The organism is uncultured Roseobacter sp., from assembly GCF_947495275.1.
GTDB lineage: Bacteria > Pseudomonadota > Alphaproteobacteria > Rhodobacterales > Rhodobacteraceae > Roseobacter.
Window position 1 is genome coordinate 67,961 of the sequence record NZ_CANLYL010000006.1, and the last position, 13,841, is coordinate 81,801.

General features: G+C 55.9%; 16 protein-coding genes. All 16 read left to right on the forward strand.

All coding sequences use genetic code 11. From position 1 onward, the window contains the following. Positions 1–15 precede the first annotated feature (15 nt). The 16 genes from Q0802_RS12620 (at position 16) to Q0802_RS12695 (ending at position 13,801) form a co-directional block, all read left to right on the forward strand. Positions 16–846: a DUF6502 family protein gene (locus Q0802_RS12620; RefSeq protein ID WP_298918669.1), complete on the forward strand. Its 831-nt coding sequence runs from the start codon at positions 16–18 to the stop codon at positions 844–846. Between the two features lie 5 nt (positions 847–851). Continuing rightward, the gene (locus Q0802_RS12625; protein ID WP_298918672.1) at positions 852–1,745 is read left to right on the forward strand and encodes a hypothetical protein; all 894 of its coding nucleotides are present in this window, start codon (positions 852–854) and stop codon (positions 1,743–1,745) included. A 155-nt stretch (positions 1,746–1,900) separates the two neighbouring features. Next, a complete protein-coding gene (locus Q0802_RS12630) occupies positions 1,901–2,344 on the forward strand; it encodes a hypothetical protein (RefSeq protein WP_298918675.1) in 444 nt (147 codons plus the stop codon). Continuing rightward, entirely contained in the window at positions 2,337–3,065 is a 729-nt protein-coding gene (locus Q0802_RS12635; RefSeq protein ID WP_298918677.1) for a hypothetical protein, read from the forward strand. Before Q0802_RS12630 ends, Q0802_RS12635 begins: the two co-directional genes overlap by 8 nt. Next, the gene (locus Q0802_RS12640) at positions 3,062–3,700 is read left to right on the forward strand and encodes a hypothetical protein (protein WP_298918680.1); all 639 of its coding nucleotides are present in this window, start codon (positions 3,062–3,064) and stop codon (positions 3,698–3,700) included. Before Q0802_RS12635 ends, Q0802_RS12640 begins: the two co-directional genes overlap by 4 nt. A gap of 3 nt (positions 3,701–3,703) precedes the next feature. Then, complete coding sequence (locus Q0802_RS12645) at positions 3,704–4,234, forward strand: hypothetical protein (protein WP_298918683.1); 531 nt, start codon at positions 3,704–3,706, stop codon at positions 4,232–4,234. Continuing rightward, entirely contained in the window at positions 4,231–5,070 is an 840-nt protein-coding gene (locus Q0802_RS12650; RefSeq protein ID WP_298918686.1) for a class I SAM-dependent methyltransferase, read from the forward strand. Before Q0802_RS12645 ends, Q0802_RS12650 begins: the two co-directional genes overlap by 4 nt. Continuing rightward, positions 5,067–6,134 carry a polyprenyl synthetase family protein gene (locus Q0802_RS12655; protein ID WP_298918689.1) on the forward strand — a complete coding sequence of 356 codons (1,068 nt, stop codon included), beginning with the start codon at positions 5,067–5,069 and terminating at the stop codon, positions 6,132–6,134. The genes Q0802_RS12650 and Q0802_RS12655 overlap by 4 nt, the downstream gene beginning before the upstream one ends. A gap of 12 nt (positions 6,135–6,146) precedes the next feature. Beyond that, positions 6,147–6,725 carry a hypothetical protein gene (locus Q0802_RS12660; protein ID WP_298918692.1) on the forward strand — a complete coding sequence of 193 codons (579 nt, stop codon included), beginning with the start codon at positions 6,147–6,149 and terminating at the stop codon, positions 6,723–6,725. 10 nt (positions 6,726–6,735) lie between these two features. Then, a complete protein-coding gene (locus Q0802_RS12665; protein WP_298918695.1) occupies positions 6,736–7,299 on the forward strand; it encodes a hypothetical protein in 564 nt (187 codons plus the stop codon). Continuing rightward, positions 7,296–8,294, forward strand: a complete 999-nt coding sequence (locus Q0802_RS12670) for a hypothetical protein (protein WP_298918697.1) — start codon at positions 7,296–7,298, stop codon at positions 8,292–8,294. The genes Q0802_RS12665 and Q0802_RS12670 overlap by 4 nt, the downstream gene beginning before the upstream one ends. Next, complete coding sequence (locus tag Q0802_RS12675; protein WP_298918700.1) at positions 8,284–8,811, forward strand: hypothetical protein; 528 nt, start codon at positions 8,284–8,286, stop codon at positions 8,809–8,811. Before Q0802_RS12670 ends, Q0802_RS12675 begins: the two co-directional genes overlap by 11 nt. A gap of 95 nt (positions 8,812–8,906) precedes the next feature. Next, positions 8,907–9,911, forward strand: coding sequence for a Gfo/Idh/MocA family oxidoreductase (locus tag Q0802_RS12680; protein ID WP_298918701.1), 1,005 nt, complete (start codon positions 8,907–8,909; stop codon positions 9,909–9,911). Continuing rightward, positions 9,908–11,479 (forward strand): CoA-transferase, encoded by a 1,572-nt coding sequence (locus Q0802_RS12685; protein WP_298918704.1) that lies wholly within the window; start codon positions 9,908–9,910, stop codon positions 11,477–11,479. The genes Q0802_RS12680 and Q0802_RS12685 overlap by 4 nt, the downstream gene beginning before the upstream one ends. Continuing rightward, positions 11,476–12,243, forward strand: a complete 768-nt coding sequence (locus Q0802_RS12690; protein WP_298918707.1) for an enoyl-CoA hydratase/isomerase family protein — start codon at positions 11,476–11,478, stop codon at positions 12,241–12,243. The genes Q0802_RS12685 and Q0802_RS12690 overlap by 4 nt, the downstream gene beginning before the upstream one ends. A 4-nt stretch (positions 12,244–12,247) precedes the next feature. Next, a complete protein-coding gene (locus Q0802_RS12695) occupies positions 12,248–13,801 on the forward strand; it encodes an aldehyde dehydrogenase family protein (protein ID WP_298918709.1) in 1,554 nt (517 codons plus the stop codon). Positions 13,802–13,841 lie beyond the last annotated feature (40 nt).

The following is a 13,841-nucleotide window of genomic DNA, read 5'->3' on the forward strand; positions in this document are numbered from 1 at the left end:
CTAGTTTTCGCCTATGTGTGGAGCTTGTTAGAGGATGATAATTTGTCGGAAGAACCGGCCAGACTTTTAAAGAAAACGCTGTCTGTACTGCTTCGCCCTGTCGCCAAGCTCATGATAAGTCATGGGTTTTCGATACAAGACGCAGTCGAGCTGATGAAAGCCGCGATGGTTCAGGACGTTCTGAGTAATGGGGCGGCTACCGACAGCCATATTGCGCTCAAAACTGGGGTTCATCGGAAAGACGTACGCCGGTTGCGCGCCTCAAATCCCGAATCCGCAGGTAACATCGCCAGGGTCAGCCCTATTGCGATCGTACAAACACATTGGGCGTTTACCCCACCGTTTGGCAGCGATACCGGTGTGCCTGGGCTGCTGACCCGACAGGGAGAGCAGGGGTTCGATGCATTGGTACGATCAAGCAAGGTTGACCTGCCCCCGGCAACTGTTTTGGCGGAAATGAAAACCCAACGTTTGGTGGAGGAAAAGCCCGACAGGAAGCTTGAGCTTTTGACCACCACATACGTTCCAAAATTCCAGACGCAGACCCTCGCAGCGCTGGAGGCGACACTCTCTGACCACCTCCGTGTGGCGGTGGAGAATGCAACCGATCGCCTGGAAAGCCGGCGACATTTCGACCAGGTACTGCGGTATTCTCACCTCTCCGATAAGTCGATAAACATCCTAGAAGACGCCGCCAGAAAGCGCGCACGCGAGTTTCTGGACGAACTCAATTCTCTTGCCCACGAGCTGCAGCAACAGGATGACAGAGCGGAAGAGCCCGCAAGAGGGCGATTTGTCACCGGAATATTCATCGCGCCCACCGCCGATCCGCCAAAAGAAGATTAACCAATATGACGTTTCAAACTCCCTCTATCATCCTGATCCTGACGGTTGCGATCAACCTCTTTGGAAGCTTGTCAAATGCCGAGGAGCCACGAGAAGGAGGCCTGACCGGCACCGGCCTTATTGGCGTTCTGAACGTGGCGCAGGAAATCGATGTTGCGGGACAGAACCTGACATTCCCACAAGATCTCGTCGTGCGCTCTCCATTGGGTCCGCTCCGCGCAACGGAGCTCTCTTCCGGCGATATCGTTGCCGTAGGTCTCGCAACGCGTGATACGGGCGTTCAGGTCGAAGATGCGCGACAGCTCTTTGCCATCATCGGGCCGGTGGCGACGGTCTCGGATAATAACCTCTCGATCATGGGAACTTCGATCAATGTCGCGGAACTCCCTCAGCTTGATCTGACATCCGGAGATTGGGTCGCTGTAAGTGGTTTCTGGCGAAAAGACGAGGTCTTCGCCACGGGTCTCAAAGCCATTCCGCCCCAGGCAGAGGCGCAGATTTTCGGTACGTTGGCCAACAAAACAGCCGACCGGATTGGCGGAACAAGTATTTCAAGCGTAGGCACCCAAACGTATTTGCAGTTCGATGCTGTTCAGGTTTTTGGGCAGCCTGTAGGAGAGCAATTGGTCGCCACCCGGATCGTTTCAGGTCTCTTTGATCGCCCGGTTCGGCGTATCTTGGCGCAAGGCTTTTTATCGTCGCCAAATGATCTGGGCGACTACACGGTTCTTGGCACTGGGTTCAGGGCGCGAACGGACAGGCCCGAAATGATCGACAGTCATCAACTTCAACTGCATTGCTCGGAGAACGGCGCGTTGCTGGCCAAAGAAGCGATTGGCCTGACGGTTGATCAAGCTGTTTCCTTGCAGAATTGCTTGCATCGAAACCCACACAATTGAACTTGTGAAACGCTGAAATTTGACACTTGCCACGGCGGTCACGTCTCGTGAATGCGCCGAGCGCTCGGGCGTTCCAGGATTCGACCTTCGCAGAATCCATAATTTCTGTTAACCTATACGCGAACAATCGGCCCACTCTGACGAAGGAGAATGATATGGGCGTAGACGTTCCCGACGACTATACAATTGATCTGACCTTGCGCGGTGGCACATCCATCGACGGCGATCTGTCGATGGATACTGATCTGAGAATTCGTGAAATACCGGAAATTTCGCTGCGGGTTCGCGAGTTGCCAGAAATCAAGCTTGGTATCACTGAATTGCCGAAAGTGCAGCTTGGCGTCGATCCGATCGACTTTTCGCTGCGGGTGAAAGAGATACCGGCGATCCGGGCGCATCTCCCGGCGAATTTCAAAGTGGGTCTGTCTCTTCTCGGTAATGAATTGCTGTCAATCAACCTTTGTGGCGAAGCGCAAGTCATAACGGAGGATTACAAGGCCAATCCCTGTGAGTTGTGCGGTCCTCAGAACAGTTTCAGCACCAACGATTCCATCCGGGGGAACATCAACCGCATTGAACTCGTAGAAGAAGATGGCTGATCTCAAAGAGAGCATCCACCTCGATCAAGGGCAAGGCATTGCTTCTTTCTCGGTCGAGCGAGCACAATCCGCTGTGTTGAAACTCAGTGGCGATATGAAGAAAGCGGTGGGCGCGGAGGTGAAAGCACGCTTACTGCCGCGAAAAGGAAAAACGCGCATTTCGACCCGGATCGGGCTCGATGCCCCGCCGGGAACTCATAAGGCGGTGCTTGCAACGGAAGGCGGGGACATTCCGGTATCCATCGTGGTGGCACCCAAAAAGCGTCTGCGGTTGTTGCCCTCCTCGGTTGAGATCACCGGCCGTCCGGGTGACAAGATCCGCGTTGATCTGAAAGTTGCGAACCTCGGAAATACGGATATGGCATTGCCAGCTGGGGGCATCGCCGGACTATTTGCTTCTGACGGGTTGGCAGGGGCGTTCTCAGCGGCCTATGGCTCGGCCACCGAAGCGCCGCTTGAGGTATTTGGCGAATTCATAGACGGGTTGCGCCGATCACATCTTGGGCTTGTACGTTTGCGCCTGATCGACAAGGTGAAATCACCCCTGAAACCTGGTGATAAGCGCGATCTGATCGGGGAGTTTTCCCTGCCAGAACCACAAAATGAGAAAACCCAAATCGGTGCAGGACGCCGGTTTCATGCAACCTTTGTTATGGACCGCCTGCGGCTCGTGATGCGCCTGACGCTCAGCGCTCCGATCAAGAAAGGGGAACAGCGATGACAAAACGCAAATCGGCTGCGACTGATGTGCGGCAAACTATGGACGCCATGTCAGACGTCCTGTCACGACAACTGGATTTGAGCGGTGATATTGTAGACAGTCTTGCCGACAGTGCGCGCAGGTTTTTGTCTGGACTGTCACAAAATGTTGGTCCGGGCAGTTGCGAGATACCGGAACCTTGCTGGATGCCTCATGATCTGGGTGAATATCATTGTGATCTCTGCAAAGGCAGTTCGGGCACGATGGAAATTCGGATCACCAACACCGATTACCGGGCGCGGAACTTCACGATCGTCGCTGCTGGCCCGGATGCTGGAAGAGTATCACTTACGCCCAACAGCTTCTCCCTGGGCCCTAAAGAACGCCGCACTGTGACTGCACGTTTTGATGCCGCGCTTGATGATACGGTTCATTGCGCCGAGCTCGAAGCTCTGATCTGGGTGATGGGATGTAACAGCCATTTCCTGCGTTGGACAATTGACGTGGGCAAATCGGAACGCGCTTGCTGTCATCATGTCGATGTATTTGACCAACCTGACTATGTGCATCACTGGTACGATCATTTTTACTGTGTAAGGCCCTGTTTCGGTAAAACAGCCCGACCGGTTCCCGGCGCGAAGGATACGGTTGGATAGGAAATGCTGAATTCACAATTCAAAGGATTAGCGCGTCAGGCCCTGCGCCTGAATATGCAGTATTATGGCGGATTGTTCGATGTGACGCGCGACTACCTCGTTGCCTTGCGCAAGCTGGCGGATGAGGGCTCAGCCCCGGACGTACCCGTCAACAAACCCGCGCCCAAGGCCGCAGCCCCGGCTATTCCCCCTTTGGTTCTGGCCGCTCCTGCTGGTAAGCAGGCCTCCGCAAGCTTTGCTGTGACCAATACCACGGGTCAGGAGGTTGCAGCCGACCCTGAGGTATCTGAAAACCTGAAAAAGGCAGGCGTGATCGCAGAACCCGCCGGACGCATGGTGGCAGCGGGTCAAGATGCAATCTTTACGCTTAAGGCTAAACCGTCTGGCAAGATGCCGGTGGAAACCGATTTGCACGGAACAGTCAGCGTGCCGCACTTCGGCGATCGTGAGATACCCGTTGTGCTGCGCCGCCTGCCCCCGGACCCGGCCGTTTCCAAACCCAAGCGCAAATCAGCCGCCCGGAAAAACCCGTGAGCGCGCCCGGCGGCATCATGGCCGAAGGTGTTCTGGTGCAAGCCATGCACCTTTACTCTGCCTTTGTAATGAAACCTTATGAGCAAGGGCGTCAGGCGGGGCTGATTGAGCGCACGACCGAAGGAACCCTCCCGACCCCTCTCGAGCGCAATGGATTGGGTCAGCATTTTTGCAAGACATATCCACGCCCCGTGCTTTTGGGGCGTGCGACAGAAAATGACGCATTGGTTTCTGAATTTGATCGCATGGGGGAGATTTACGACGCCTATGTGCGGCCGTTTTCGACGCCGATCATGAACGCAGCGGTGCAGGAACTATCGGCCTATATCCGGCCGGATTTCCGTTTGCTGGACGCGGGATGCGGGGCGGGTCGCGAGCTTTGTCGACTGTCGCAACTGGTGCCGGATGGCGAGGTGGTCGGAATTGACCTGGCGGCTGGCATGGTCAACGCCGGTCACAAATCGGCGCGCGCCAAGGCTTTCGATAATACGGCCTTTTTCCAATCCGATGTGGGGGATTTGCCAGAGGTTTTCACCGATCAGTTTGATTTGGTCTATTCCTGTCTGGCACATCATCACTATCCCGATCCCCCGGCGGCAACGCGGGAGATTTTTCGGTCCTTGCGGCCCGGTGGCTATTACACGGTAATCGATGCAGGGCCCGAATGGTTTGTGAAACGGTCCTCTTCGCTCGCGCTATGGGCCGACCCCGGCTGGATCGGGTTTCACACACCAGAACAATTTATGGCGCTTTTTGAGGCTGCGGGTTTTACGAATACCGGCTGGATAGATTTGGTACCCGGGTTCGGCATTGCCTGTGCACAGAAGCCACTTTGAACGGGTCTGATTACGACCGCAGCCTGATCGAAGAGGCATTGAAAACCGCCCGTAACAGGACCGAAGCCTCGATGACGCGATTTTTCAACGCTCGACGCGAAACGGGGATGGATGTGCTTTACGATCAGATTAGTGATTATCCATTCCGGGTCGGCAAGGGACTGCGCCCTGCCCTTGTTTATGCGGCTTGTCAGGGGATGGGCGGTACCGAAACGCAGGCTGAAAACACGGCGACCGCAATCGAATTGTTTCACAACGGTGCGCTTGTCCACGATGACATTGAGGATAATTCGGACTTCCGACGCGGTGACGAGACCTTGTTTCGCCGCCACGGCGTTCCGATCGCCATCAATACCGGTGATGCCACATTTGTATTTTGTCTGTCTTTGCTGTTGGACAATGTCGAACGATTGGGTGTCCGCAAGGCGATGCGGATTCTCAAGGATTTTGAGCGGCTAAGCCGGGAATCCGTCGAGGGTCAGGCCATCGAGCTTGACTGGATACATAACGCACGTTTTGACCTCGACACCGACGACTACCTGCGCATGGCTTACAAAAAGACCTGCTGGTACACAATGATCGCGCCTCTGCGGCTGGGTGTTGTGGCCGGGTCAGGGCCTTCGATGGTCGCACAGCTTGAAGAGGCGCTGATTGATGTGATGGAACTTGGATATCTGGCAGGTATCGGGTTTCAGGTGCAGGACGATCTGCTGAACCTGACTGCGGACGAAGTCCTCTATGGCAAAGAGATCAGCGGCGATCTTTTCGAAGGCAAGCGCACCGTGATGTTGCTGCATTTCCTGCGCACCGCCCCGAAACGGCAACGCGCCCGCGCCATCAAGCTTCTGACCTTACCACGCGCCGAAAAAGAACCGGATGAAGTGCGTTGGTTATTGCAGGCCATGCACGAAGCAGGATCGATTGATCATGGGCGCACCATCGCGCAGAGCTTCATTTCCCGTGCGCTGGCATTCGAAGCGGAAGGCTTGAGCTTCATGCCCGAAACCCGTCACCGCCGCTTCCTGCGCGAGGTGCTCAAATACGTCATTGCAAGATTGAAATGAGGGGGAGATCAGATGCCACATGACCATGACCACGGGAACATCCCGTCCAGTCCGTTTGAGGAGCTTGTCAAACTTCAAAGCTCTTTTCAGCAAAGCCTGAGTCAGGCGACGATGAACTATCTGCGGCAGTTGCAGGGTATCGTTGGTCCCGTGACGCCCGGCACTGTTGTGCAGCAGGTGGATGGCCACACTGTTGAACTCTCCATGGCACCGGGAGGCAAATCTTCTGCCAAAATCAATGTCGAAAACCGACAGCGCGTACACTCGATGATCACCCCGATGATCACGCCGCTTGTATCTGATGTGGGCGCAACCTGGTTTGCCCAAACGGCATTCTCCCCGCCGACGGCGTTGCTTGCAACGGATGAAACACTCGATTTCACGTTGTCACTTTCAGCGCCAAAAGAGATGCCGCTTGGTGTATATCGCGGTGCTGTGCTGATCTACGGTTGTTCCGAGGGTGTCGTTCCTTTGGAAGTAACGGTCGCGGCACCGGCCGCACGCCGGACCAAGGTGAAAGCCACGGCCGCCAAAGCCTCTGCCCGAAAACAAACACGCCGCAAAACCGGTAAAACCCCCGCTGCATCCTGAGGAAAAGATCATGCCAGATACCGCAAGCATTCGATTAATCGATCCTCCCGAAGACGCCGGACGTACGACTGCCAGCCTGTTTGCCTCCCTCGCAAGCCGCTTGATTACCTTGCATTATACTTCGGGTGTGAGTGTTATAGGCTCCACGCTTGCGGGGCTCGCCGAGGCGGGTCGCGAGATATCCAAGACCGCCGAAGGCGCCCGCATAAGACGCGCGCTGGAAGCAAGTGCCATCAAGGAAAACGGCGACCTGCTTTGGAATGCTTTGCGTGTCACGGGCTGGACCGAAGGCATGCCCGCAGCACCGGTTCTTGACCACATTCGCAACGATCTGGCGTTGCTGTTGGCGGATGACCTGGCTGAAACCATTGAGAACGTCCCTGCCCCGCTCGAAAACAAGGTGCGCCAATCGGGCAATGTGCCTGCAAACATCAACTTCATCGATACTCTGATGGGCCTTTGGATACACTCTCGCGAGATTGTCCAATCGGTTGAGGCGATGGCGCGCTTGGCACCGGATATCGACGCAGTCGAACCCGGTGACGCGGTTCACAGCGGACCCATTTTGCGGTGACAGCTTTCGATGCGCTGCGCCCACCTGTGACCAGCGACCCCACAGCAGAAGCCTACAAAGACTGGTTCCATCTGAACATTTTTGTGCCCGAGAGCGGTCATGTCGTTCTTATCAACCTATCGCTGCATGGCCCGCCCTGGGACAGGCGGACACGTGTCGTCGGCACGGCGCTGGCCTGTGATGTTCAGGGAGTTTGGACAGGCGGAATTGAAATCACTTCGATGTCCGATAGCAGCGTCAGTCTTCAATCGGTTTTTTTGAAATCTATTTCCTTGGCGGTCTCCCGAGACGGCACCGCATTGCATACCCGGGTGCAGCGTCCCGATGATGGGTTCGAGGTCGAGATTGTTGCGCAGCCGTTGTTGCCCGCCGGAGCGCTTGATCTTACCGCCAAGTTCGGCAGCGGATGGATCGGCTGGAGCGCTGTTCCGGTGATGTCTGTCTCCGGTTACCTGCGTATCGACGGGCAAGAGCTGTCTTTGGACGGTGCGCGCGCCTACCATGATCACAACTGGGGGCGCTGGTTTTGGGGTGAAGATGTTGCCTGGGAATGGGGCGCATTTGCACTTGATCAGGACATCACGGTGGTTGTGGCGCGCGGTACCGACAAACAGCATTTCGTCAAACAACCCCCCCAAGTCTTTCTGGTATATGGCAAGCGGGTTATTGGATTTACTCCCGATCAGATCGAAATATCTCTGGAGATGGAACCAATTGTTGCAAGTCGCAGATTGCCGGGTGTGCTTGCAGCGATCCATCCGGATCGGCGACTGTCCGATCTTCCACGACAGCTGGTTTTAAGGGGAGATAATCCAAATGCGCGCTTTGAATTGGTGTTTGAGACGGATGGTGCGGCGCAGCTACTCCTGGCGGAGCCGATGCGCCCTGGCATGGGCTTCATCAACGAGGTTGCCGGTCGTTGCAAACTCTCCTGTGTGATCGACCAGAAATCGATTAAGACGACGGGTCTGGGGGTTTTCGAATATGTCACCTGAGCCGCGCCATCTTCGCGATTGGATCGCGGCCCTATTTGCCGGGCTTGAGCGGGCGGAGCCGCATTCTGCATTGGGTGTTCAGAATCTGGCCGGTTCGGAAGTTTCCCGAATTATGTTGGATAATGAACGTGTCACTGTCCTATTTGGCCAAAAAGGCCTGCGTGTGACACGCCTCAAAACAGGCGCGAGGCTGACGCCGCCATATGGGGTAACTGATCGGAAGACTGTGGGCGCATTGCTGCTTGGTCACATGGAAATCTCGGAAGCAATCGCGCATAACCATATTCGCCTGCGCGGCACGGCGGATCAGGTCATGGCGATCTGCGCGATCATCGAAGTACTGGTCGACGCCAGTACCCGCATTCCGGCCCTTCAGGAACTGGCGGGTGATTTTCTTGCCTCAACAGAACTGACAGATCTGAGGGCGGAGCAGGCGCAAAGACACAGGCAGTCGGATGTATTGCGCTTGAAGGAATTGGCTCTTTTGCAGCGTGAAGGGCTTCTGAACGGCACGTGATGACGAACTTGTTTCGGGCGATGGAAATTGCCTTCTTGTAAAAATTGGAACGATCCAATATTAATTTGGAACGGTCTAATATCGGGGTTTGATTCGTGAACTGGATATTCGTTGGTGCCAGCACAATCGCTGCGCAATACATGTTATCGGCGGTCAGATCCCAAGCCGGTCACAAGGTTTCGTGGGTTGTGAGTGGGTCGATGGACCGTGGGGCGGCCTGGGCCAGAGATCATGGCGTTCCATCTGTCACGACCGATCTCGCTGAGGCCCTTACGGATTCGGACGCCACAATCGCCTACATTTCCACGACCAACGAAAAGCATTTTGGCCAGGCCATGGCGTGCATTGCGGCGGGCAAACATGTGCTGTGCGAAAAACCGCTCGCGATCAATCTGGGCGAAGCTTGCAGGATGGTTGCGGCTGCGCGTGATGCCGGTGTTGTCTTCGGCACCAATCATCATCTTCGGTGTTCCGGTGCTCACCGGGCGATAAAGGAAGTGATAGCAACAGGCCAAATTGGCAAAGTTCTGTCGTTGCGCATTCATCACGCGGTTTACCTGCCAAAAAACTTGCAGGGCTGGCGGATAAATGATGCTGCGGCTGGTGGCGGCGTGGTGCCAGATATAACGGTGCACGATGCAGACGTTGCGCGGTTCCTGCTGAAAGAGGACCCTCAATCTGTTGTGGCACAGGTGACATCCTCTGGCATGGGCGAGGGTGTCGAGGATTCGGCCATGTCGGTCTGGATGATGCCATCTGGCACTATGGTGATGTCCCATGAGAGCTTCACGCATGAATTTGCCGGCAATGGGCTGGAGGTTCACGGCGAAAGCGGGTCGGTTTTTGCAAACAACGTCATGACACAGGAACCAATTGGCACCGTAAAACTGGTCACGGGGTCAGGAAGGCAACAAATCCCCTATCCACAACATTCGCTATACGAGCGGGGTGTTTCAGATTTCGTCACCGCCATCGAGGGGCGGGGTCGGGCTGCGGCTGATGGTGTGGATGGTGTCAAATCGCTGGCCGTTGCTTTGGCGGTTCGCGAAGCTGCTCAGAGCGGAAAGCGTATAACGGTCAATTACGGAGAGGTATCGTGAGCAAGGTCGTATCTCCCGCCGAAGCGGCGAAGCGTGTCCCCGATGGGGCCGTTGTCACGGTGTCGTCGTCCTCGTCGTTGGGGTGCCCTGATCTCATGCTCAAAGCCATTGGTGAGCGGTTCGAGGCAGAAGGCCATCCGCGTGATATCACTTCCCTTCATCCAATTGCAGCAGGTGACATGTATGGCGTCAAGGGGATGGACCATCTCGCCAAGGATGGTCTGCTGACACGCGTTCTGGCGGGGTCATACCCTTCAGGCCCGTCCAATCTGGAAATGCCTGAAATCTGGAAAATGATCGTCGAGGATCGCGTCGCTGCATATAATGTGCCCTCTGGCATCATGTTCGATATGCACCGCGAAGCAGCGGCTCACCGCCCTGGTGTCCTTACCCAGATCGGGCTGGAGACTTTCGTTGACCCTGTCCGCGAAGGCTGTGCGATGAATGCCCGGGGTGCCGCACGCCCGATCGTATCACGTGTTGAATTCGCCGGAGACACGTGGCTGCATTTTCCAAATGTCGTTCCCGATGTCTGCATTTTACGGGCGACCACAGCGGATTCGCACGGCAATCTCACCTACGAACATGAAGGCGCGTATCTGGGTGGCCTGGAGCAGGCGATTTGTGTTCGCAACAACGGCGGGCTGGTGATCGCACAGGTAGAACGGATCACCGCATTGGGCAGCTTGCGCCCTCATGATGTTCGCGTGCCGGGCCATTTGGTCGACCTTGTGATCATCGACCCGGATCAGAAACAGACCTGTGAGACGGCTTATGACCCTGCTATTTCCGGACAGGTCATGCGCCCCTGGGAGAGTTTTGCCCACGCCGAACACGGAGTTGAAAAAGTCATTGCCCGTCGGGCCGCGCAGCAACTTCGCGCCGGAATGACGGCGAACCTCGGTTTTGGCATCAGCGCCATGGTGCCTCGCATTCTGCTGGAAGAAGGTCATCCGCAAGCGGTGACCTGGGCCATCGAACAGGGGGCCGTCGGAGGGGTGCCGCTGACAGGTTTCGCCTTTGGTTGTGCCTCAAACGCAGATGCGTTTGTGCCATCGCCGCAGCAGTTCATTTATTTTCAGGGAGGTGGGTTCGATATGTCCTTTCTCTCCTTCATGGAGGTGGACACGCATGGCAATGTCAATGTTTCGAAATTGGAGAAAAAACCTTACCTGACAGCGGGTTGTGGCGGGTTTGTGGACATTACGGCACGAGCGCGCAGCATTGTCTTCTCGGGATGGTTTGAAGCTGGCGCACAGATAGACCTCAGCGATGAAGGCATCAATGTCGCCAAGCCGGGCCGTTTTACCAAGATGGTGGAGAATGTCGAGCACGTCACTTTCTCGGGGGATCGCGCAAAATCGCTTGGGCAAGACGTGATTTACATTACCGAGCGGTGTGTCATTCGATTGACCGAAGACGGGTTGGTCGCGACCGAAATCATGCCGGGTATTGATCCGCAAACAGACATCGTTCGCGCCTCCGAACATCGGGTGAAGGTCGCTGAAAACGCCAAGTTGATGCCCAGATCACTCCTTGCAAAGACACCGATGGGATTGGTCCTATGAGCGACGTTATTCTGGAGATCAAGGGAGATATCGCCGTTCTGACATTGAAGAACCCCAGCAAGTTGAACGCGCTGACAATCCCGATGATCGAAGCGCTGGAATCCCATTTGATGCGGATTGACTCCGACAGCACAATCCGTTGCGTTATTCTGACGGGTTCCGGCGACAAGGCGTTTTGTTGCGGAGCGGACATTGCGGGTTGGGGGCATCTTACGCCGGCCGAATTTGCACGCCACTGGGTGCGCAACGGGCACCGCGTTTTCGACCGTTTCGCGCGTCTGCCCCAACCAACGATTGCGGCATTAAACGGTCACGCTTTTGGCGGCGGGCTGGAGTTGGCCAGCGCCTGTGACATCCGTGTGATTTCTCCCCGCGCCACGCTCGCCTTGCCCGAAGCCCGTGTTGGCATTGTACAGGGTTGGTCCGGCACCCAACGTATTCTTCGGCTGTTGCCCGAACCGGTGATCAAGGAAATGGCTTTGTTCGGACGTCGCATTTCTGCTGAGCGCGCAATGGCATTGGGCTTTGCTGCTGAACTGGCCGAGGACGCTCTTGTTACGGCAATGGAAATCGCAAACACGCTAAGCCAGATGTCGTCTCGCGCTACGGAAGTGTCAAAGAACATGATCCATGCGGCGGCGGGCGAAGACAGGGGGGCCATGGTCGAGGCATTGGGGAGTGCCGCGGTGGCTGCCAGCGAAGACCGTGAGGAAGGTGTTGCGGCATTCCTTGAAAAGCGGCCACCAGCGTTCTCCGGGACATGATGCGATGAATGAACTCAACATCACCCCGTCAATTCCCTGCATCCTGCCAGAACCTTTCGAGGGAAGGCATCTCATTAACGGTGTCTGGCAAAGCAGCGCTGACGGGGCAACATTCGAACGCAGTTCCCCATCACACGGGGTGGCTGTCAGCAAATCTGCCAAGGGTGGGCACTCTGAAACGGAAGCTGCCATCAACGCCGCACGCGCTGCATTTGATTCGGGCATCTGGAGCCGTATTTCGGGCCGCGAACGGGCTGCTTACTTGCTAAAGGCTGCGGGTTTGATCGAAGCGAATGTCGATCGCATTGCAGTGCAAGAGACATTGGAAAGCGGCAAGCCGATCACTCAATCCAGGGCGGAGGTTTCAGGTGCTGCGGATTTATGGCGTTACGCAGCCTCTCTGGCCCGGTCACTGCACGGCGATAGTCATAACTCTCTGGGTCCCGACATGTTGGGTGTCGTGTTGAAAGAGCCCATCGGTGTCGTCTCCATCATCACGCCCTGGAACTTCCCGTTCTGGATATTGAGCCAGAAGTTACCGTTTGCTCTGGCCGCAGGATGCACCGTCGTCGTGAAACCCTCGGAGGTCACGCCCTCAACGACGGTGATGATGGGCGAGTTGCTGGTAGAGGCCGGGCTTCCTGCCGGGGTCTGCAATATCGTGCTGGGTTACGGCGAACCGGTTGGGCGCCTGATGTCTACCCATAACAAAGTGGATATGGTGACATTTACTGGCTCTACTGCCGTCGGGAAAAAGATAACCGAAGCCGCAGGCGGCACATTGAAAAAAGTGGCGCTCGAACTGGGCGGAAAAAACGCCCAGATCGTCCTTCCGGACGCAAATCTGGACGACGCGGCGGACGCGGTCGTTTTTGGCGCTTACTTCAATGTGGGTCAGTGCTGTAACGCCTCCAGCCGATTGATCGTCCACGAGAATATCGCCGCCTCTTTCGTGGCCAAAGTCGTCGCGCTTTCGCGAGATGTGGCCTTTGGTGATCCTCTTGATCCGCGCACACAGGTTGGCGCCATCGTGACAGCCGAACACAACGGCAATATCGGCGCCTATGTGGAAAACGCCGTCGCGGAGGGAGCAACACTCGAATTGGGCGGCGGCTTTCTCGATGTGCCGGGGCTGGGTCAGCAGTTTTTCCAACCGACCATTATCAGTGGCGTGTCGGCCGAAATGGGAATTGCACGAGAGGAAGTTTTTGGCCCAGTGCTGAGTGTGCTGACTTTCAAGATCCTTGAAGAGGCAATTTCTCTGACCAATGACACATCTTACGGATTGTCAGCCGGTATCTGGAGCGAGAATATCCACCATTGCCTTGAGTTTGCTCGGCGTGCTCAGGTTGGTACGGTATGGACCAACACGTGGATGGATGGCTATCCTGAACTGGCCTTTGGCGGGATGAAGCAATCCGGCCAGGGTCGGGAAATCGGCCACTATGGCTTTGAAGAATTCCTTGAGGTGAAATCTGTCGTGATGCGCGTTGGCCGCACACGCACCTCTTGGGTGAAAACGCGCGATCAAAAGCGTGAAGACCCGATTACGCAATAAGGGAGGAAACCAAATGCGTGCAATTTTGAAATCCAAAGCC